The 21,461-nt window shown below is 62.4% G+C and carries 16 protein-coding genes and 2 pseudogenes; 11 read left to right on the top strand and 7 right to left on the bottom strand.

The genetic code is table 11. The features are described 5' to 3' along the window. The first annotated feature begins 132 nt into the window (after positions 1–132). Together aptA and RAE21_RS15670 are read left to right on the top strand one after the other, a co-directional pair. A complete protein-coding gene (gene aptA, locus RAE21_RS15665; RefSeq protein WP_313882721.1) occupies positions 133–1,443 on the top strand; it encodes an omega-aminotransferase AptA in 1,311 nt (436 codons plus the stop codon). Positions 1,444–1,530: 87 nt separating this feature from the next. Then, the gene (locus RAE21_RS15670) at positions 1,531–3,036 is read left to right on the top strand and encodes a CoA-acylating methylmalonate-semialdehyde dehydrogenase (RefSeq protein ID WP_313882154.1); all 1,506 of its coding nucleotides are present in this window, start codon (positions 1,531–1,533) and stop codon (positions 3,034–3,036) included. Between the two features lie 123 nt (positions 3,037–3,159). On the opposite strand, the gene RAE21_RS15675 is transcribed toward RAE21_RS15670, so the two are convergent. The 3 genes and pseudogenes from RAE21_RS15675 to RAE21_RS15685 form a co-directional block, all read right to left on the bottom strand. Then, complete coding sequence (locus RAE21_RS15675) at positions 3,160–3,330, bottom strand: hypothetical protein (RefSeq protein ID WP_313882155.1); 171 nt, start codon at positions 3,328–3,330, stop codon at positions 3,160–3,162. Positions 3,331–3,478: 148 nt separating this feature from the next. Further along, positions 3,479–3,934: pseudogene (locus RAE21_RS15680) on the bottom strand (FxDxF family PEP-CTERM protein); the annotation flags it as partial. A gap of 55 nt (positions 3,935–3,989) precedes the next feature. Next, the gene (locus RAE21_RS15685) at positions 3,990–4,475 is read right to left on the bottom strand and encodes an FxDxF family PEP-CTERM protein (RefSeq protein ID WP_313882157.1); all 486 of its coding nucleotides are present in this window, start codon (positions 4,473–4,475) and stop codon (positions 3,990–3,992) included. Between the two features lie 122 nt (positions 4,476–4,597). Here RAE21_RS15685 and RAE21_RS15690 point away from each other — a divergent pair, with 122 nt between their 5' ends. Then, on the top strand, positions 4,598–5,632 hold the full coding sequence (locus RAE21_RS15690; RefSeq protein WP_313882158.1) for an LLM class flavin-dependent oxidoreductase: 1,035 nt from the start codon (positions 4,598–4,600) through the stop codon (positions 5,630–5,632). Here the strand turns inward: RAE21_RS15690 and RAE21_RS15695 are convergent. Continuing rightward, on the bottom strand, positions 5,604–6,467 hold the full coding sequence (locus tag RAE21_RS15695) for a pirin family protein (RefSeq protein WP_313882159.1): 864 nt from the start codon (positions 6,465–6,467) through the stop codon (positions 5,604–5,606). The genes RAE21_RS15690 and RAE21_RS15695 overlap by 29 nt on opposite strands. Before the next feature lie 646 nt (positions 6,468–7,113). Between RAE21_RS15695 and RAE21_RS19360 the strand changes: the two are divergent. Continuing rightward, positions 7,114–7,718: pseudogene (locus RAE21_RS19360) on the top strand (GGDEF domain-containing protein). Positions 7,719–7,787: 69 nt separating this feature from the next. Then, on the top strand, positions 7,788–9,767 hold the full coding sequence (locus RAE21_RS15705; protein ID WP_313882161.1) for an ATP-binding cassette domain-containing protein: 1,980 nt from the start codon (positions 7,788–7,790) through the stop codon (positions 9,765–9,767). Between the two features lie 12 nt (positions 9,768–9,779). Here the strand turns inward: RAE21_RS15705 and RAE21_RS15710 are convergent, their stop codons facing one another. Then, entirely contained in the window at positions 9,780–11,072 is a 1,293-nt protein-coding gene (locus RAE21_RS15710) for a CaiB/BaiF CoA transferase family protein (RefSeq protein WP_313882162.1), read from the bottom strand. Positions 11,073–11,178: 106 nt separating this feature from the next. On the opposite strand from RAE21_RS15710, the gene RAE21_RS15715 reads away from it, so the two are divergent. Continuing rightward, positions 11,179–12,525, top strand: a complete 1,347-nt coding sequence (locus RAE21_RS15715) for a GH1 family beta-glucosidase (RefSeq protein WP_428984037.1) — start codon at positions 11,179–11,181, stop codon at positions 12,523–12,525. 51 nt (positions 12,526–12,576) lie between these two features. Here RAE21_RS15715 and RAE21_RS15720 read toward each other — a convergent pair whose 3' ends face one another. Then, positions 12,577–13,614, bottom strand: a complete 1,038-nt coding sequence (locus tag RAE21_RS15720) for a LacI family DNA-binding transcriptional regulator (RefSeq protein ID WP_313882164.1) — start codon at positions 13,612–13,614, stop codon at positions 12,577–12,579. 75 nt (positions 13,615–13,689) lie between these two features. Beyond that, positions 13,690–14,886, bottom strand: coding sequence for an acyl-CoA dehydrogenase (locus RAE21_RS15725; RefSeq protein ID WP_313882165.1), 1,197 nt, complete (start codon positions 14,884–14,886; stop codon positions 13,690–13,692). Positions 14,887–15,084: 198 nt separating this feature from the next. Here RAE21_RS15725 and RAE21_RS15730 point away from each other — a divergent pair, with 198 nt between their 5' ends. The 5 genes from RAE21_RS15730 (at position 15,085) to preA (ending at position 21,450) form a co-directional block, all read left to right on the top strand. Next, positions 15,085–16,767, top strand: coding sequence for a flavin monoamine oxidase family protein (locus tag RAE21_RS15730; protein ID WP_313882166.1), 1,683 nt, complete (start codon positions 15,085–15,087; stop codon positions 16,765–16,767). Positions 16,768–16,772: 5 nt separating this feature from the next. After that, entirely contained in the window at positions 16,773–17,576 is an 804-nt protein-coding gene (locus RAE21_RS15735; RefSeq protein ID WP_313882167.1) for a carbon-nitrogen hydrolase family protein, read from the top strand. An 8-nt stretch (positions 17,577–17,584) separates the two neighbouring features. Next, positions 17,585–18,493, top strand: coding sequence for a LysR substrate-binding domain-containing protein (locus RAE21_RS15740; RefSeq protein ID WP_313882168.1), 909 nt, complete (start codon positions 17,585–17,587; stop codon positions 18,491–18,493). A 268-nt stretch (positions 18,494–18,761) separates the two neighbouring features. Further along, positions 18,762–20,114: an NAD(P)-dependent oxidoreductase gene (locus RAE21_RS15745; RefSeq protein WP_313882169.1), complete on the top strand. Its 1,353-nt coding sequence runs from the start codon at positions 18,762–18,764 to the stop codon at positions 20,112–20,114. 28 nt (positions 20,115–20,142) lie between these two features. Beyond that, the gene (preA, locus tag RAE21_RS15750; protein WP_313882170.1) at positions 20,143–21,450 is read left to right on the top strand and encodes an NAD-dependent dihydropyrimidine dehydrogenase subunit PreA; all 1,308 of its coding nucleotides are present in this window, start codon (positions 20,143–20,145) and stop codon (positions 21,448–21,450) included. Positions 21,451–21,461: the final 11 nt, after the last annotated feature.

Here is a 21,461-nt window from a genome sequence, read left to right on the forward strand (position 1 = left end):
TAACAGAGCCACCCACAATGCACTATCGCCCCATAAGGCTTACCCACACCACCCTCTGGAGTTCCCATGAAGCTCAATGACACCAGCAGCAACGCCACTGGCGAGGCAGTAACCAGCACATCCACCTTTCCCATGTCCCGCGAGTGGATGGAATCGCACTGGATGGCCTTTACCGGCAACCGCGATTTCAAAGCCAACCCGCGCATGATGGTGAGTGCCCAAGGCGCTTACTTCACCGACTCCAACGGCAAGAAGATTTTTGACGGCCTCTCCGGCCTTTGGTGCGCGGGCCTGGGCCACGGCCGCCGCGAGATTACCGAGGCGGTGAGCAAGCAGATCGGCACCCTGGATTTCTCGCCCGCGTTCCAGTTCGGCCACCCTTTGTCGTTTGAGTTGTCCAACAAGATTGTCGAGCTCATGCCCCAAGGCCTGGACCATGTGTTTTACACCGGCTCCGGCTCCGAGTCGGCTGACACCGCACTCAAAATGGCCCGCGCTTACTGGCGCGCCAAGGGCATGGGCACCAAAACACGCCTGATCGGCCGCGAGAAGGGTTACCACGGCGTGAACTTCGGCGGCATTTCGGTCGGCGGCCTGCCGGCCAACCGCAAGACCTTCGGCCAAGGCATTGAGGCGGACCACCTGGCCCACACCCAGCTGGCCTCCAACGCATTCAGCCACGGCCTGCCTGAAAAAGGGGGAGACATGGCGGACGAACTGCTGCGCCTGATTGCCCTGCACGACGCGTCCAACATTGCCGCGGTGATTGTGGAGCCAATGTCCGGCTCGGCCGGTGTGGTGGTGCCGCCCGTGGGCTACCTTCAGCGCCTGCGCGAAATCTGCACCCAGAACAACATCCTGCTGATTTTTGATGAAGTGATCACCGGTTTCGGCCGCCTGGGCGCTTACACCGGCGCAGGTTACTTCGGCGTGGTGCCGGACATCCTGAACGCCGCCAAGCAAATCACCAATGGCGCGCAGCCTCTGGGTGTAGTGGTGGCCAAGAAAGAGATCTACGACACCTTCATGGCAGCCGGCGGCCCCGACTACATGCTGGAATTCCCCCACGGCTACACCTACTCCGCCCACCCCGTGGCTTGCGCCGCCGGCATTGCGGCACTGGACATTCTGGTCAAGGAAAACATGGTGGAGCGCGTGGCAGCTTTGGCGCCTTACTTCGAGAAAGCGGTACACAGCCTGCGCGGCGCCAAACACATCACCGACATCCGCAACCTCGGTCTGTCGGCCGGCTTCACCCTGGCTGCCGTGCCCGGCGAGCCTGCCAAGCGCCCCTACGAGGTGGCCATGCGCTGCCTGGACAAGGGCTTCTATGTGCGATACGCCGGTGACTGCATTGCGCTGGCGCCACCCTTCATCACCACCGAGGCCGAAATCGACAGCCTGGTCAACGCCTTGGGCGAAGCCATCAACGCGACCGCCTGAAGCAAAACACCTACTCGCTATCCTTTTTATAGCTGCTTGCGTATATTCTCTGTGCGCTTGCAGCCCTTTTGACTCTTAAATCTCTCTATGTCTCAACTCCCCACAGTCGGCCACCTCATCGGCGGCAAGATCATCACCACTGGCGATCGCGCGCAAGACGTCTTCAACCCCGCCACCGGCAAAGCCGAGAAGCGCGTGCTGCTGGCCCCCAAAGCCACGGTAGAAGAAGCCATTGCTAATGCTCAAGCGGCCTTCCCCGCCTGGCGCAACACACCTCCGCTCAAGCGTGCCCGCGTGATGAGCAACCTCAAAGTCTTGCTGGAAAAGCACGCTGAAGAACTCTGCGCCCTGATCACCGCCGAACACGGCAAGGTGCTCTCTGACGCCTTGGGTGAACTGCAGCGCGGCATTGAGAACGTGGAATACGCGTCTTACGCGCCCGAGCTGCTCAAAGGCGAGCACAGCAAAAACGTGGGGCCCGCCATCGACAGCTGGTCTGAGTTCCAAGCGCTGGGCGTCACAGCTGGCATCACGCCCTTTAACTTCCCGGCCATGGTGCCTTTGTGGATGTGGCCCATGGCCGTGGCCTGCGGCAACACTTTCATCCTGAAACCCTCCGAGCGTGACCCGAGCTCCACCTTGCGCATCGCCGAGCTGGCACTCGAAGCCGGACTGCCACCGGGCGTGCTCAACGTGGTCAACGGCGACAAAGAAGCCGTGGACACGCTCTTGCGCGACCCGCGCGTGAAGGCCGTGAGCTTTGTCGGCTCCACCCCGATTGCCGAATACATCTACGCTGAAGGCTGCAAACACGGCAAACGTGTGCAAGCCCTAGGCGGCGCCAAGAACCACGCGGTAGTCATGCCCGACGCCGACGTCGCCAATGCCGTGAGTGCGCTCATGGGCGCAGCCTACGGCTCCTGCGGCGAGCGCTGCATGGCCATCCCGCTGGTGGTGGCGGTGGGTGACGCCACCGCGGACGCGGTAATTGAAGGCCTGAAGACCGAGATCGCCAAGATGAAAGTGGGCCCCGGCACCGCCCCCGGCATGGACATGGGCCCGCTGGTCACCAAGCCGCACTTCGAAAAGGTGAAGGGCTATGTGGACCAGGGCGTGAAAGAAGGCGCCACACTGGTGGTGGACGGCCGCGGCCTGAAAGTGGCCGGCCATGAAGACGGCTACTACCTCGGCCCTTGCCTGTTTGACAACGTCAAGCCGGGCATGGTGATTTACCAGGAAGAAATCTTTGGCCCTGTGTTGGGCGTGGTGCGCGTCAAAACCTTGCAAGAGGCCATGGACATGATCGACGCCCACGAATACGGCAACGGCACCTGCATCTTCACCCGTGACGGTGAAGCCGCTCGTTACTTCACCGACAACATTCTGGTCGGCATGGTGGGGGTGAACGTGCCCTTGCCGGTGCCCGTGGCTTACCACTCGTTCGGCGGCTGGAAGCGCAGCCTGTTCGGCGACCTGCACGCCTACGGACCGGACGCAGTGCGTTTCTATACCAAGCGCAAGACCATCACCCAGCGCTGGCCTAGTGCCGGTGTGCGTGAGGGTGCGGTGTTCAACTTTCCGAGCAGCCGCTGAGTCTGAAGTGCGCCCGGCCACCGCCGGGCTTGCACGCTCCACGGACCCGCCCAAAAGCAAAAAGGCTTGTCATTCGACAAGCCTTTTTTTCGGTAGAGCCATGCAGACCAGCCGCTAGCGTCCTTACTTGAAACGACGTCGCGCAATCGTCGCCATCAATCCCAAGCCAGCCAATACCAAACCGCCGGAACTGGCATCAGGCGTCACCAGCTGCATCGCGTCGGGGCCGGCAGTCTGAACTGCCCAAGCGGGTAGCGCAGCCACTGCGAGTAACAGCAGTAATTTGATCTTCATAAGGCCTCCGGAAAGATGTGTGACGAGGTCAGTATTAACCCTATGCTGCATTGCAGCAATAGTCCATTCGGACCCATCACACCCGCTCCAACACCCCCAACAAAAAGGCCTGCACAAGGCAGGCCTTCCGGAAGCAAAGGCGCTTGGTTTACGCAGATTTTTGACGGCCGCGCTTGGCAGCAACGCCCACCAGACCCAAACCAGCGAGCAACAAAGCAAAGGATTCTGGCTCAGGCACAGCACTAACAGTTCCGTTGAAAGCTACTACCGCACCTTTGGCGGTATTTGGCAATGCGGTGCTGGTACCCGTCACCTTGAGGGTGTAGGCTTGGCCGGCCAACAAGCTAAATGCGTGGTTTGCGCCATCGTTCACTAGGATAGTGCGATTGCCGCCCGCATTGCTGGAACTGAATGCCGCAAGTTGGATAGCTCCGGACCACAAGGAGGCCGACAGAGCAGAGAACTGGCTTGCGAGACCCGTTACACGCAGAACGAGCTTGTCGGTCGTTGTAGGCGTCACCACAAAGGATTCAGTGAAGGCGCCGTTGGTGGCTTCTTCGAAGGAGGCGCTGGTGCTGGCTGCCTGGCTGTTCGCAGCCGCTGCCAATACAGCTGCTGCTGCGATTGCTTGGATAGTTTTTTTCATGCGGATCCCCTGATTATTTGGATTGGCGACGGCGAGCGACAGCACCCATCAAGCCCAGACCGGCCAAGAGAAGCGCGTAAGTTTCAGGTTCCGGTACCGGAGCCAATGTCACGGTGTAAGACGCTGCTTCGCCGTAACCGGACAACTTAAACCAGTAGGTGCCGCCGGGTGTGAGGTTGAAGGTGGATTGGTAAGAAGCCACATCCAAACCGCTCAGGCTACCGGTAATAGGCAGAGGGATAGCAGAACCTTGGCCCACGGTTAAGTAGGTGTCCAAGCCCGAGCCGACATAGTCCACGGCAAAGTAACCACCCGTCACGCCAGTGAATTGGCTCGGCAGGGTGAAGGTGTACAGATCGTCAAATGTGCCTGACACCTCTACGGTGTTTTGGTAGGTGTTACCCAAAGCGCCGATGTTGAAAGTCGCGGCCTGAGCCACTGCGGCAGACGCTACGAGCGTTAGCGCTAGGGCTGCTTTTTTCACCAAAGATTTGTACACAGACTTCTCCCATCAAATTTCAGAATGAGCGAAGTGTCGGTTTTTTGCGGCACTGCAGCAATAGTGCGATCGGACTATCGGCAACATGGCTTTACGGCTTTCGCGACAATCCTTACATGCATATGTCCCCAAGCCCTCGCCTCTCCATGCTCGATCTGGTGGCCGTCCGTGAAGGCGGCACCGTCGCACAAGCCTTGCAACTCGCCTTGAAAACCGCACAGCATGCGGAGGCCTTGGGCTTTGAGCGCTACTGGTTAGCCGAACACCACAACATGCCGGGGATCGCCAGCTCAGCCACCGCCGTGCTGGTGGGGCATATTGCCGGTGGTACCCAGCGTATCCGAGTGGGCTCTGGCGGCATCATGCTGCCTAACCATGCGCCGCTGGTCGTGGCCGAAGCCTTTGGCACCCTCGCAGAGCTCTATCCCAACCGCATTGACCTCGGGCTGGGCCGCGCTCCGGGCACCGACCAGGCCACGATGCGGGCCCTGCGCCGCAACAAGGTAGAACACGAAGACGACTTCCCGCGGGACGTCGCCGAGCTGCAAACCCTGCTGGGCCCGATGCAAGCCGGCCAAAAACTGGTGGCCATGCCGGGGGCTGATACCCATGTGCCCATCTGGCTGCTCGGCTCCAGCCTGTACTCTGCGCAACTCGCAGCCCACATGGGCCTGCCCTACGCCTTCGCCTCGCACTTTGCGCCCCGCTACCTGCACCAAGCAGTGGCGATGTACCGCAATTTGTTCAGGCCCTCGGCCACACTGGCTAAACCGTATCTGATGGTAGGTGTCCCCCTGGTCGCCGCAGAAACCGACGAAGCGGCCGAATGGCTGGCCAGCAGCATTTACCAACGCGTGCTGGGCATTCTGACCGGCCAGCGCAAATCGCTACCGCCTCCAGTGCCAGGCTTTATGCAGCAATGCCCGCCCGACGCGCGGGCTGCGATTCAAGACTTCTTGGGGGAAGCCGTGATCGGCGGGCCCGAAACCGTGCGCGAGGGCCTGCACGCCATGGCGGCCGCCACCGGAGCCGATGAGCTGATGCTGGTCTGCGACATCTACGATCCGGCCCTTCGCCTGCGCTCCTTGGATATTGCCGCGCAGGCCATTGCCCAAGCGCAGGCCACGGTCAAGGGCGACGTGCTGGCAACGGTATAAATTCAGTCTCGCCGGGCACCATGGGAAAGCGCTGCGCCTCCCAGTCGGCCTGGGCTTGCACGATGCGCTCCTTGCGGCTGGACACAAAGTTCCACACCATAAAGCGGTGGCCTAGGGGCGCGCCACCCAGCACCATCAAGCGGGTGGCCTGGTCTGCGCGAACCACCGGCTCCTCGCCCTCCGTCAAGACCTGCATCTGGCCACTGGGGAGTGGTGTGCCGGCCACAGAGACTGCGGCATCCACGCTGTAGATACCCCGCTCGACCGCTGCCGCTGGCAGAGTCACAGCGGCACCAGCTTCTAGCTCCAAGGCCAGATACAAGGTCGGGGACAAAGTTTTCACCGGCGAGCTGGCGCCGAACGCACTCCCCACCAACACCCGCACCGTCACCCCGGGCAGCTGCACCACCGGAATCTCACTGGCAGGGGTGTGGACAAAGGAAGGCGCATCCTCTTCATGCTCCGCCGGTAACGCGGACCAGAGTTGGAAGCCATGGCTGTGGCGCTCTACGGCGCGCAGATCGTCGGGCGTGCGCTCGGAATGCACGATGCCCCTGCCGGCCGTCATCCAGTTGATGGCGCCCGGCTCGATGCGCTGCACCACACCGGTCGAGTCGCGGTGCATCATGGCGCCTTCGAACAAATAGGTCACTGTGGCCAAGCCAATATGGGGGTGCGGCCGCACATCGTGGTTGTCGCCCGGTTGGGCGGTGACCGGACCGAAGTGGTCAAAAAACACAAAGGGGCCAATGGCCTGGCGCTGCACCGAGGGCAGCACCCGACGCACCGTAAAGCCGCCCCCGAGGTCGTGCGCGCGTGGGGTGATGTAGGTCAAAGCTCGCTCCTTGCCGGATTGCGTGAAATAGGAGGTCCATCCTACCAACTGGGCTCTGCTACAGTGTTTACGCCTTATGAATAGCACCCTACTCCGTGATTTCCGTTTGATTGCACAGCGCTGGCAGGCTGAACATGCGCTGGTGGTGGATGAAGCAGGTGCTGCGAACCTGGAGCGCATCCGCTGGCTGGGCCCCTTGATCATCGCAATAAATGGTTTTCATGCACTGGTCTTCCTGCTCTTGGCCCTGCAAAAAGGCTCGGCCAACGACGCTCCACCCTGGGAATGGGTGCTCTGCGGTCTGCATTTCGCCATGGGGCTGACCATCTCGGCATTGACCTGGATGGCCCACCACAAGGGCTTGCGCTACCGCCGGTCACTGGCCCGCTGGATGGCGCCGCCCATGGCGCTGGTGGTGTTGGGATTTGCGGTGGCCATCGCGTGCGCCGACCAGTGGATCACCCCTAGCGTGACACCGTTCCTGATTGCCTGCCTGTGCGTCAGTGTGGGGCTCTACCTGCGGCCGGCGCCTGCTCTCGGTGTCTTTGTGCTGGCCTATATCGGGTTTTTCATCGCACTGGGCCATTTCCAGGACGAGCCACGGATGTTGCTCTCGATCCGGCTCAACGGCCTGACCGCATCCCTGATGGGCTGGGCCCTGTCGGTGCTGTTGTGGAGAAACTTCACCACCATCGCCCTGCAAAAAACCCAGGTGGCCCGGGTGAACGCCGAGCTGCAGACCAAGCAACGCGAACTCGAGCGCCTGACCCGCCAGGATGGGCTTACCGGCCTCTTCAACCGCAACACCTTTGTTGAACTCAGCAGCACCGAACTCAAGCGCGCCCTCCGGCAAGGCAGTTCCACCACGATTTTGCTGTTCGACCTCGACCACTTCAAACGCATCAATGACACCTGGGGCCACCCGGCCGGAGACGCCATGCTGCGCCACGTCGCCCAGACCAGCGTGCAATCGGTGCGCAGCACCGACTTGGTGGGGCGGCTCGGGGGGAAGAGTTCATCGTGTTGTTGCCCCACACCCATGCAGACGCGGGCCGGCGCATTGCCGAAAAAATCCGCCAGCGGCTCGAGGCCAGCCCCCTCCAGTGGAAGGGCGAGACACTGCACATCACCGCCAGCTTCGGCCTGTCCAGCACCACCGCGGCGGAAGGCCGGAGTTTTGACCACCTCTACAACGAGGCAGACAAAGCCCTTTACCTGGCCAAACAGCGCGGGCGCAACCGGGTGATTTGAAGCCCCCGCCTCGCGCGGTGGCGCCAGCCCCGGCGGGGCTTTTGCCGGTGCAGGGATAATCTGGGCCACATGGCACTTATTACTCTTCTTGACGCCCAGCTGGCATTCGGGCACGTCCCTCTCCTCGACCACGCTGATTTCTCCCTCGAAACGCAGGAGCGTGTCGGCCTTATCGGTCGCAACGGCGCCGGCAAATCGTCGATGCTCAAAATCCTCGGCGGCATGGAGCGGCCCGATGACGGCACCCTGCAAGTCCAGGGCGGCACCCGCATTGCCTATGTAGCGCAGGAGCCGGTGCTCGATGCAGATGCTACTATTTTTATAGCAGTTCGCGCAGGTCTTGAGCGCGTCATCGGCTTGATTGAGCAGTATTGCGCAGGCGAGGGCGACCTCGACGCGATGCAAAGCGAAATCGAAACGCTGGACGGCTGGAACTGGGAACAACGGGTCAACGAGACCCTGCAAAGGCTGCACCTGAACCCTGAGGCAGTGGTGAGCACCCTGTCGGGCGGAACCAAGAAGCGCGTCGCACTGGCCCAGGCGCTGGTGGCGCAGCCCGATGTGCTGCTGCTCGACGAGCCGACCAACCACTTGGACCTGGACTCGATTGAGTGGCTGGAAGGCCTGCTCAAAGAATTCAAGGGCTCCATCATCACCATCACCCACGACCGGTCGTTCCTCGACAACGTGGCGACCCGCATTGTGGAACTCGATCGTGGCAAATTGATGAGCTACCCCGGCAACTTTGCCGCCTACCTGCTACAAAAAGAAGAGCAGCTGGCACAAGAAGCCATCATCAACGCCAAAGCCGACAAGCTGCTGGCCCAGGAAGAAGTGTGGATCCGCAAGGGTGTGGAAGCCCGCCGCACCCGTGCTACCGCCCGTATCAACCGCCTGCAAGAGCTGCGCGCCACCCGCGAAGCCCGCCGCGATGTGGTCGGCAGCGTGAACATGGATGTCAACAGCGGCGACAAGAGCGGCAAGCTCGTCTCCGAAATGGTGCATGTCAGCAAAACCTTTGGCTTGGGCACCGAGCAAGAGCGCCAGATCGTGCGCGATTTCACGGCCACCATCCTGCGCGGCGACAAAATCGGCCTGCTCGGCCCCAACGGCGCGGGCAAAACGACGTTGCTCAAGCTCATTCTGGGTGAACACCAGCCCGACCCGGCACCAGCCAACGCGCCCAAACCGGAACCCGGCCACAGCCCGTGGGGTACCGTGCGTTTGGGCAGCAATGTGACCGTGGCTTACTTCGACCAGATGCGCAATGCGCTGGACATGGATGCCACGCTGGAAGACTTCATCAGCCCCGGTTCGGAATGGATCGAGATCGGCAACCAGAAAAAACACCGCAAGAGCTACCTGGGCGACTTTTTGTTCTCGCCGGCCCGGGCCACCTCGCCGGTGCGCTCCCTGTCGGGCGGCGAGCGCAACCGCTTGCTGCTGGCACGCTTGTTTGCCCGCCCCGCCAACGTACTGGTGCTGGACGAGCCGACCAACGACTTGGACATCGACACCCTGGAGCTGCTGGAAGACCTGCTGCAAAACTACGACGGCACCGTTTTCTTGGTCAGCCACGACCGGACTTTCCTCGACAACGTGGTCACCAGCACGATTGCTTACGAAGGCGACGCCAAGTGGCGCGAATACGAAGGCGGTGTGAGCGACTGGCTGATTCAGACCAAGCGCGCCAACGACATTGCGGCCGCCCTAGGCAAAACCACAGCTAAGCCCTTTAACTACGAGCGCGAGCAGCTACAAAAACAGGAGCAAGCGACCGCCAAGGTGAGCGCCACAGCGCCTGCGGCTCCGGCCCCCGCCAAAGCCCGCAAGCTGAGCTTCAAGGAGCAGCGCGAGCTCGATGCCTTGCCTGACCAGATTGCTGCCCTCGAAGCGGAACAAAAAGAGATCGCCGATGCGCTGGCCGATGGAAGCCTGTTCGCCAAGGACAACGCCCGGGCGCTGGCCCTGAGCGAGCGCAATGCCGCGATTGACGAAGCCCTGATGGCAGCGCTGGAGCGCTGGGAAGTGCTGGGCAAGCCGGCCTAAAGGCCAGCTGCCTTACACAATGCCCTGTTGCTGCAGGGTCTGGATGCGCGCAGCGTCCAGACCCAATTCACGCAGCACCTCGGTGGTGTGCTCGCCCAGCGCAGGCGGCGCATAACGCAGCTGCACCGGTGCGGCGGACAAGCGCATAGGGCTTGCCACGGTGCGGATTTCTGCCGCCCCCTTTGCCGCGCTCGTTGCTATGCTTTCAGGAGCATTACCCGCACTATTTACCTGCGCCACTACCTGTTTTTGCACCAAACCACGGGCTTGCACCTGGGGATCTGCAAACGCGCTGGCCAGGGTGTTGATCGGGCCGCAGGGTACGGCTTTGTCTTCGAGCAGTGCAATCCACTCGGCGGTGGTACGGGTACGGGTGACTTCCATCATCAGCGGGATCAGCGTGCTGCGGTTTTCAACCCGGCGGGTGTTGGTGGTGAAACGCGCGTCCTGCGCCCACTCCGGCCGGCCGGCCGCCGCACAAAAGCGGGCGAATTGCCCGTCGTTGCCGATGGCGAGCAACATCGCGCCATCCGCGGTGGGGAAGTCCTGGTAAGGCACGAGGCTGGGGTGGGCATTGCCCATGCGCTGGGGCTCGGCACCGGTGTTGATGAAACCCGCCGCTTGGTTGGCCAGAATGGCCATGCCCACATCCAGCAAGGCCATGTCGATGTGCTGGCCCTCGCCGGTGCGGTGGCGCATCTCAATCGCGGCCAGGATGGCGCTGGTGGCGTAAATGCCGGTAAACACATCGGTGATTGCCACACCCGCGCGCTGCGGGCCGCCGCCGGGCTCGCCGTCTGCCCGGCCGGTGATGCTCATCATGCCGCTCATGGCCTGGATCATCAGGTCGTAACCCGCTCGCTCGGCATAGGGCCCGGTCTGACCGAAACCGGTGATCGAGCAATAAATCAAACGCGGGTTCAAGGCCTTGAGGCTGGCGTAGTCCAGGCCGTAATGGGCCAGGCCACCGACCTTGAAGTTCTCGACCAGGATGTCGCTCTGCAACGCCATCTGCCGGATCAGGGTTTGCCCGTCGGGGTGGGCCATGTCGATGGTGATGGAACGCTTATTGCGGTTACAGGCGGTGAAATAGGTGGCGTCGGCGGTGGGCTGGCCCTCTGTATCGGGCATGAAGGGCGGCCCCCAATGGCGGGTGTCGTCACCAGCGACCGGGCGTTCGACCTTGACTACATCCGCCCCGAGGTCTGCCAGCATTTGGGTGCACCACGGACCTGCCAATACGCGGGAAAGGTCCAGAACTTTGAGGTGCGACAGTGCGCCTTGGGGGGTGTTGGGGAGGGTCATACCGGCTCGAGTGCGTGAAGTAACCCATAGTAGCCTCTGCAGCCGGTTTGACAGGCCCGATTTCACCCGTAAAATTCGCACCTGAAAACGATTTCAAATGAGAATAATGCAAGGACGCCCCGTGACCTCTCCCGAGACATTTCCCCTGCCCCGCTTTCCTTCCGATTTCCGCTGGGGCGTCGCCACCAGCTCCTACCAGATTGAGGGCGCAGCCGCCCAGGACGGGCGTGGCCCGTCCATCTGGGACACTTTTTCCAAGACCCCCGGCAAAGTGGTGAATGGCGACACTGGCGATGTGGCCTGCGACCACTACAACCGCCTCGAGTCCGACCTCGACATGATCCAGAGCCTGGGCGTGGACAGCTACCGGTTTTCGATCGCGTGGTCCCGGGTGCAGCCCTTGGGCTACGGCGCCTGGAACACCGCAGGCCTGGACTTTTACGAGCGCCTGGTCGACGGCTTGTTAAGGCGCGGCATTGCCCCCTTTGCCACCCTGTACCACTGGGACCTGCCCCAAGGCCTGCAAGACCTGCAACAAGGCTGGGAAGCCCGCGACACCGCCTACCGCTTTGCCGACTACGCCGAGCGCATGGGCCGCTTGTTGGGCGACCGCGTCGCCAGCATTGCCACCCACAACGAACCCTGGTGCACCGCCACCCTGGGTTACGACCAGGGCGTGTTCGCCCCCGGCAAGAAAGATGTGCCGGCCATGCTGCGCGTCTCGCACAACCTGCTGCTGTCGCACGGCTTGGCGCTGCAGTCCATGCGCGCCGCGGGCGTCAAAGCGCCGCTGGGCATTGTGCTGAACCAGTCGCCCACCACCGCCGCCACCGACAGCCCGGCCGACCAGACCCGCGCCCAGCGCGAGTACGACCGCTTTGTGCGCTGGTACATGGACCCGATCTTCAAGAAGGCCTACCCGCAAGGCCCGGAATTGGCGCAGCCCGACAACATCGAGGCTGGTGACTTCGACATCATTGCCCAGCCCCTGGACTTTCTGGGTATCAACTACTACACCCGCATCTGGGCCAGCACCAGCACACCACCGGTGCCGCCGCCCAACCAAGACGGCGTGTCGGACATGGGCTGGGAAAACTACGCACAAGGCCTCTCAGACCTGCTGCAAGGCATCCACCGCGACTACACCCTGCCCCCGATTTACATCACGGAAAACGGGTTCGCGGAAGCCGACAAGGTGGTCGATGGCCGTGTGATCGACCCGGGCCGCCAGGCTTACATGCAGACCCACTTGCAGGCACTGCACGAGGCGATGGTCGCGGGTGTGGATGTGCGCGGCTTCTTTTACTGGAGCCTGATGGACAACTTTGAATGGGCCTGCGGCTACGACAAACGCTTCGGGCTGGTGCACGTGGACTACGCCACCCAGCAGCGCACCCTGAAAGACAGTGCCCTGCGCTACCGCGCGTTGATCGCCAGCCAGCGCAAGCGCTGAATGAAAAAAGGCCCCTAGGGCCTTTTTTTATGTCTACTTTTCAGGCCTGCCTCAAGCCTGCCAATTGCGGGTGGTCTCGCGGACCATCAGCTCCAGCGGGGGCAACTGCACCGCCTCTGCGGGGTAGCCCATCATGTCCAGCAGCATGCGGGCCGCATAGAGGCCCACCTCATACACCGGCTGGCGCACGCTGGTGAGCGGCGGGGTCATGAAGCTGGAGGTGGGCATGTCGTCGAAGCCCACCAGCGACACGTCGTCCGGCACCCGGATACCCCGCTGGTATAGCGCAAGCCGTGCGCCGAGCGCCGTATCGTCGTTGGCGCAAAAGATCGCAGTAAACGGAACACCGCTGTCCATCAAGCGCTGCGCGGCAGCAAAGCCGCCTTTGTCCGTGAAATTACCGCGTTCCAACAAGCGCGGGTCGGGCTCCACACCGGCCTCCGTGTGGGCTTCGAGGTAACCGAGGTAGCGGCCTTGCGCATCGGCACGGTTTTCAACCCCGGCGATATGGGCAATACGGGTATGGCCCAGCGCCAGCAAATGGCGGGTGGCTAGGTAGCCTCCGAATTTCTGGTCCACATGGATGGAGCGCAAGTTGGGCCCCTCCAAGTCTCGCTCGGTAATCACCACCGGCTGTTGCTTGGCGACGTCCAGCACATCCGAGTCGGCAATGTCACTGGTCAGGATGATGACACCATCCACCCGGCGCGAGGTCAGCAGCTTGAGACTGGCTACGTCGGTTTGAGCATTCCAGTGACCGCTCACGATGATGGGGGAATGGCCGCTCGCCTCCAGCCCCACCTCGATACCTTTGAGTGCACGCGAATAAAACTGACTCTCAATCGACTGGGTGAGCACACCCACCGTCATGGTGATGCCGGTCTTCAGGCTACGGGCAAAAATGTTGGGGCGAAACTTGAGCTGGGCGATCGCCGCCTCGACGGCTTCGCGCTTGGCGGGTGCCACCTTGGCGGTGCCGTTCAATATGCGGGATACCGTACTCGGCGACACCCCGGCTACACGGGCGACCTCCAGCAGGGTCACAGGTTCGTTGCTGAACGGGGTAGCGGTATCTGGGGTGAGGGGCATGCAATATCGGGCGCGGAGGGGGTGCGCCGGAGTTTATGCGATGCCCCCGTGCCGGGCTGTGGGGTAAAACCCGCCTCAGTTGGCGAACGCCGCAATACCGGTTTGGGCACGGCCCAAGATCAGGGCGTGGATATCGTGAGTGCCTTCATAGGTGTTGACCACCTCGAGGTTCACCAAGTGGCGCGCCACGCCAAACTCGTCGCTGATGCCGTTGCCACCCATCATGTCGCGGGCCATGCGCGCAATGTCCAGCGCCTTGCCGCAGGAGTTGCGCTTGAGGATGGAGGTGATTTCCACCGCCGCCGTGCCTTCGTCCTTCATGCGGCCCAGGCGCAGGCAGCCTTGCAGGCCCAATGCGATTTCGGTTTGCATGTCAGCCAACTTTTTCTGGATCAGCTGGTTGGCAGCCAAGGGGCGACCGAACTGCTTGCGGTCCAGGGTGTACTGGCGGGAGCGGGTCCAGCAATCTTCAGCCGCACCCAGTGCACCCCAGGCAATGCCATAGCGCGCACTGTTCAAGCAGGTGAACGGGCCTTTGAGGCCGCGGATTTCCGGGAAGGCGTTTTCTTCAGGCACAAACACGCCGTCCATCGCAATCTCGCCAGTGATGCTGGCGCGCAAACCCACCTTGCCATGGATGGCGGGGGCGGACAAACCGGCCATGCCTTTTTCCAGCACAAAGCCGCGGATGGGGCCGACCGCACCGGCCTCGCTGACCTCTTTCGCCCAGACCACGAACACGTCGGCAATCGGGCTGTTGCTGATCCACATCTTGCTGCCGCTGAGCTTGTAGCCGCCGGGCACCTTTTGGGCACGGGTGGCCATGCTCTGGGGGTCGGAACCGTGGTCGGGTTCGGTCAGGCCGAAGCAACCGATCCATTCGCCGGTGGCCAGTTTGGGCAGGTACTTCTGGCGCTGGGCCTCGGTGCCGAATTCGAAGATAGGCACCATCACCAACGAGGACTGCACGCTCATCATGCTGCGGTAGCCACTATCAACCCGCTCGACTTCACGGGCGATCAGGCCATAGGCCACGTAATTCAGACCGGGGCCGCCGTATTGCTCGGGGATCGTGGGGCCCAACAGGCCCAACTCGCCCATTTCGCGAAAGATGGCGGGGTCGGTGCTGCCGTCCCGGAAGGCTTGGGTCACGCGGGGGAGCAACTTGTCCTGGCAGTACGCAGCGGCGGCATCGCGCACCATGCGCTCGTCATCAGAGAGTTGGCTATTCAGCAAAAAAGGGTCTTGCCAATTGAAGGCGGCGTGGCTCATGGAGTGCTCCGGCAAATGAAAGGAATGGCGGGATCGTAGCCCCTGCACCCTGCCTGTGCAAGCAAGCGTTTTGCACAAAGACATGCATTAAACTCATTTTTAAATCCCAAAAATCCCGATTTTTGACGCTTTGACGTGGATGTATTGCGCATGATGCATACCTATGACATAGTGCGCGCCAATTTGGAGAGTAATTCCATGAGCAACACCACGACAACAGCACCTGAGGTGCGCAAGCCGGTCACCATCTTCGGCCCGGATTTCCCGTTCGCGTTTGACGACTGGATCGCCCACCCCGAGGGGCTGGGCCAGCTACCCGCACATCGGCTCGGTGAAGAGGTGGCCATCGTTGGCGCAGGCATGGCCGGCATGGTCGCAGCCTACGAGCTGATGAAGCTGGGCCTCAAGCCGGTGATTTATGAAGCGTCCAAGATGGGCGGGCGGCTGCGCTCGCAAGTATTTGAAGGTACGCAGGATGTGGTGGCGGAACTGGGCGGCATGCGCTTCCCGGTCTCGGGCACCGCGTTCTACCACTACGTCCACCTGCTGGGCCTGGAGACGCGGGACTTCCCCAACCCCTTGACGCCCGCCTCGGGCAGCACGGTCATCGACCTGGAGGGCAACACCCACTACGCGCGCAGCCTGCAAGACCTGCCCCCTATCTTCAAGGAGGTGGCAGACGCTTGGGCGCAAGCACTGGAAGACGATGCCCGCTTCAGCGACATGCAAAACGCGATCCGCAACCGGGATGTGCCCGCTCTCAAGCGCATGTGGAATGCGCTGGTGCCGCTTTGGGATGACCGCACGTTTTACGACTTCATCGCCAACTCCAAGGCGTTTGCCAAGCTGTCCTTCCATCACCGGGAAATCTTCGGTCAGGTGGGTTTTGGCACCGGTGGATGGGACTCGGACTTCCCCAATTCCATGCTGGAAATCCTGCGGGTGGTGCTGACCAACTGCGATGACAACCAGCGGCTCATCGTCGGCGGGGCCGACCAGGTGCCTCACGGCCTGTGGCGCCACGCCCCCACCCAACTGGTGCACTGGCCGGCAGGCACTACCTTGCAAAGCCTGCACAGCGGCGCGACCCGTGCGGGGGTAGCGGCGATTGCCCGCGCGGCCGATGGCCGGCTTGCCGTCACCGACTGCTGGGGCGATACGCGGCACTACAACGCGGTGCTGACCACCTGCCAGAGCTGGCTGCTCACCACCCAGATTGCGGTCGAAGAATCTCTGTTCTCGCACAAGATGTGGATGGCGCTGGATCGCACCCGCTACATGCAATCCAGCAAGACCTTTGTCATGGTGGACCGGCCATTCTGGAAAGACAAAGACCCGGAAACCGGCCGCGACGTGATGAGCATGACGCTCACCGACCGGCTGACCCGCGGCACCTACCTGTTTGACAACGGGCCGGACAAACCTGCCGTGATTTGTCTGTCTTATGCCTGGATGGGCGACGCCCTCAAGATGCTGCCGCAAACTCCGGAAAAACGCGTCAAGCTGGCCCTGCAGGCCCTCAGGAAGATCTACCCCAAGGTAGACATTGCCAGCCACATCATCGGCGACCCGATTTGTGTGTCCTGGGAGGCTGACCCTTACTTTTTGGGAGCCTTCAAGGGCGCATTGCCGGGGCACTACCGCTACAACCAGCGCATGTACGCCCACTTCAAGCAGGACGATTTGCCGCAGCAACAACGCGGCATCTTCATTGCAGGGGATGACGTCTCCTGGACACCCGCATGGGTAGAGGGGGCAGTGCAGACATCTTTGAACGCGGTGTGGGGCATCGTGCAACATCTGGGCGGTCACACCCATGCCGCCAACCCCGGCCCCGGCGATGTGTTCGACACCCTGGGGCCGATTGCGCTCCCCGAATGACTGCTATGCGCGCGCCTCTGAAATTGGCACTGTGGCAATGTGCCCCTGCACCGCTGGACGTGCCGGGCAATCTGGAGCGACTGGAAGCTGCTGCCCGCGAGGCCGCCAGTGCAGGAGCACAACTCCTAGTGTGCCCGGAGATGTTTATCACGGGTTACGCCATCGGTGCGCCGGCTGTGCAGGCCCTGGCCCAAGTGGTAGACGGCGCTTGGGCCGATGCCGTGGCCGCCATTGCGCAGCGCCACCAACTGGCGGTGGTGTACGGCTACCCCGAGCGCGGCGCGGACGACCGGGTATTCAACGCAGCCCAATGGATCGATGCGTCAGGCCGGCGCTGCCTGAACTACCGCAAGGCCTATTTGTTCGGAGAGCTCGACCGCAGCCAGTTTGTAGCCGAAGTGCAAAGCGCCCGGACCTTCGACTTCCATGGCTGGAAGGTTGGCATGCTGATTTGCTACGACGTGGAGTTTCCCGAAGCCACCCGCGCACTCGCGCTTGCAGGCGCAGACCTGATTGTGGTTCCGACGGCCAACATGGCGGACTACGACTTCGTGGCCCGCTCGCTGGTGCCGGTGCGCGCTTATGAGAACCAGTTGTTTGTGGCTTACGCCAACTTCACCGGTCCCGAGGGCGCACTGCAGTACGGTGGCCTGAGTGTGGTGGCCGGGCCCGACGGCGCCACCCTTGCACAAGCCGAGCGCGAAGAGACGCTATTGATCGCCACTTTCGATGAAAAACGCCTCACTGCCGCTCGCAAAGCCGCACAGCATGTTCGCGACTTGACGGCTCGCCGCAACCCACCGATTTAGGCCGCCCCATGCGACGAAAAATACCTGCCACCCAGGCCCTGCTGTGTTTCGAGGCCGCGGCGCGCCACGAGAGCTTCACCCGTGCGGCGCAAGAGTTGTCGCTTACCCAAAGCGCCATTTCGCGGCAGATCACCACGCTCGAAGAGCTGGTGGGCATGGCGCTGTTCCGCCGCACACGGCATGGTGTGGCGCTGACCCCTGCGGGCACGCGCTATGCCACGCAGGTCGCATCGTGGCTGCGCGGGCTGGAGCAGGACACGCTGGACCTGATGTCCACCCGCGGCCATGGTGGCGCGGTGCAGTTGGCCAGCGTGCCCACTTTTGCAGCGCGTTGGCTCTTGCCGCGCCTGCCTGACTTTCATGCCAAGCACGCGAATACGGTCGTGCACATTGAAACCCGCACGCGCCCGTTTCTGTTCAACGACACCTCGTTCGACGCAGCCATCTTCGCGTGCACGGAGTTGCAAATCCGCCATTGGGCAGGCACGCGCTGCTACCGGCTCCTGCAAGAACAGGTAGTTGCGGTGTGCAGCCCGACTTTGCTGCGGAGCCGAAGGGCTTTGACTGCGGCAGAAGTAGCTTTGCTGCCGCTGTTGCAGCAGAGCACCCGGCCCGACAGTTGGCAAAGCTGGTTTTCGGCGCAAGGCATTGAAGCGCCCAACGCTTTTGCCGGACCGCGGTACGAGCAGTTTTCCATGGCCTCGTCGGCGGCCGCTTGCGGCATGGGTGTGGCTTTGGTGCCCCGCTTGTTGATCGAAGCCGAGCTGGCCCGGGGCGAACTGGTACTGGCCCACCCTGCGCCGCTGCCCGGTGAGCGCCATTACTACCTGGTGCTGCCGGAAAACACCGAGGCCGGCCCCGCCGTAGAGCTGTTCAGCGAATGGCTCCAATCGGTGTGCACCTCTGACGCGCACTAAGGCACAACGAGCGCAAAGCAGGCGCGGCCGGCATGTCTGCACCGTGACCGACATCGGTGTTAGCCCCAGCGCATGAGGCGCGATGACACCGCTCCCCAAACTGGGTCGCCATGCACCAGCGTGAGGTCTGATGCGCGCCAATTGGCCGATAAGCGGCCGATTGGGGCCGGTTTTATGGTGCAAACCCCTAGTTACAGCGTGGCACGTGGATTGCTAGCATGCATCTCATGACTTGACCAAACGGTCAGTTTTTTAAGGAGTTGCCAGCGTGTCCACCCCCTCTTCTTCTCCCGCCGACGTTCGTGCAGGCCGCCTCGCCACCGAGGAATACGCCAAACGCTTTGCCGACGCCACCCCGCGCTTCACGGCGTCGCAAGCATTGCTGGAAGCCGAACGCTGCCTGTATTGCTATGACGCCCCCTGCGCTACCGCCTGCCCCACCAGCATTGATGTGCCGTCTTTCATCAAGCGCATTGCCGATGGCAACCTGCGCGGGTCGGCCCAGACCATTCTGGACAGCAATCCCTTGGGCGGCATGTGCGCCCGCGTCTGCCCCACCGAAAACTTGTGCGAAGCCGTCTGCGTGCGCAACACCCAGGAAGACCGGCCCGTGGCCATCGGCCGCCTGCAGCGCCACGCCGTGGACGCGCTCATGGAAAGCGACAAGCCCCAGGTCTTTACACGCGCTCCCGCCACCGGCAAAAAAGTGGCTGTTGTAGGTGCTGGCCCTGCAGGCTTGGCCTGTGCCTACACCCTGGCCCGCCAAGGCCATGACGTGGTGGTGTTTGACGCCAAACCCAAAGCCGGTGGCTTGAACGAATACGGCTTGGCCAGCTACAAAACCCCGGATGACTTTGCCCAGCGCGAAGTCCAGTGGCTGCTGAGCATCGGTGGCATCACGATCCAGAACAACTGGAAGTTAGACACCGTGGCGCAACTCGAAGCCCTGCGCAAAGACTATGCGGCCGTGTTCCTCGGCATGGGCCTGTCCACCACCCAGCAACTGGGCGTGCCCGGCGACAGCTTGAGCGGCGTGCAGGACGCGGTGGACTTCATCGCCACCCTGCGCCAAACCGCTGACCTCTCCACCCTGCCGGTGGGCCGCCGTGTCGTGGTCATCGGCGGCGGCATGACTGCGGTGGACGCCGCGGTGCAAAGCAAGCTGCTGGGCGCCGAAGAGGTGCACATCGTCTATCGCCGCGGGCAGGAGAGCATGTCCGCATCCACCGCCGAGCAGGAATGGGCGCAGACCAACGGCGTGACCATCCACCACTGGTTGGCTCCGGTCGAAGTGATGGGCGAAACCGGCCACGCCACAGGCGTGACTTTCGCGCGACAAGCCATGGTCAATGGAAAGCTGAGCGCTACCGGTGACACCACCACCCTGGCAGCTGACATGGTGCTCAAGGCCATCGGCCAGAAGCTGGGCAACCCGGTGTTGGCCGAGAGCGGCCTGACCCTGAAGGACGGCCGCATCGCCACCGATGAAGCCGGCACCACCAACTTGAAGGGCGTGTGGGCCGGCGGCGACTGCCGTGCCGGAGGATTGGACCTGACGGTCGAAGCCGTGGAGCACGGCAAGCAATCCGCCCTCGCTATTCACGCCTTCATCACCGCCTAACTGGCGCCACGCATTCCGGAGAAACACCATGGCCAATCTAGAAACCACCTTTGCTGGCGTCAAAAGCCCCAACCCCTTCTGGCTCGCCTCTGCACCGCCTACCGACAAGGCCTACAACGTCAACCGTGCCTTCGAGGCCGGGTGGGGCGGCGTTGTCTGGAAGACATTGGGCGAAGCCGGCCCACCGGTCGTCAACGTCAACGGCCCGCGCTACGGCGCGTTGCTGTCTGCCGACCGTCGGCTCAACGGCTTCAACAACATTGAACTGATCACCGATCGCGATCTGGAACTCAACCTGCGCGAAATCACCGAAGTAAAGCGCAACTGGCAGGACCGCGCCATGGTCGTCTCGCTCATGGTGCCCTGCCAGGAAGAAAGCTGGAAGGCCATCCTACCCCGCGTGGAAGACACCGGCGCTGACGCCATTGAGCTCAACTTCGGCTGCCCGCACGGCATGAGCGAACGTGGCATGGGTGCTGCCGTAGGCCAGGTGCCCGAGTACATCCAGATGGTGACCGAATGGTGCAAGCAGTACAGCAAGCTGCCCGTCATCGTGAAGCTCACGCCCAACATCACCGACATCCGCAACCCTGCCCGTGCAGCCAAGCGCGGTGGCGCGGATGCGGTGAGCCTGATCAACACCATCAACTCCATCATGGGCGTGGACCCCTACACCCTGACCATGTCGCCCAGCACCGGCGGCAAGGGCAGCCACGGCGGCTACTGCGGCCCGGCCGTGAAGCCGATTGCGCTGAACATGGTGGCCGAGATCGCCCGCGACCCCGAAACTGCGGGCTTGCCCATCAGCGGTATTGGCGGCATCGGCACCTGGCGGGACGCGCTGGACTTTATTGCGCTGGGCTCGGGCACGGTGCAGGTGTGTACTGCGGCCATGGTGTACGGCTTCAAGATCGTGCAAGAGATGGAAAGCGGCCTCTCCAACTACATGGACGAAATGGGCTTCAAGAGTGTGGGCGAGATCGTGGGCAAAGCGGTGCCCACCGTATCCGACTGGCGCTATCTGAACCTGAACCACGTGAGCAAGGCCGTCATCAACCAGGACAGCTGCATCCAGTGCGGCCGCTGCCACATTGCCTGCGAAGACACCAGCCACCAGGCCATTACCTTCGAGAAAGACGGCAAGCGCCACTTTGAGGTGAAGGAAGACGAATGCGTGGGCTGCAACCTGTGCGTGACGGTGTGCCCGGTGCCGGACACCATCAGCATGCGCGATCTGGCAGTCGGTGAGATGGACCTGCGCACCGGCAAACCGGTGAGCGGCGTGCACGCCGACTGGACCACCCATCCCAACAACCCCATGCGGGTGGGTGCCTGAACGGACTTGTA

Source organism: Rhodoferax potami, from assembly GCF_032193765.1.
Classification (GTDB): Bacteria; Pseudomonadota; Gammaproteobacteria; order Burkholderiales; family Burkholderiaceae_C; genus Allorhodoferax; species Allorhodoferax potami.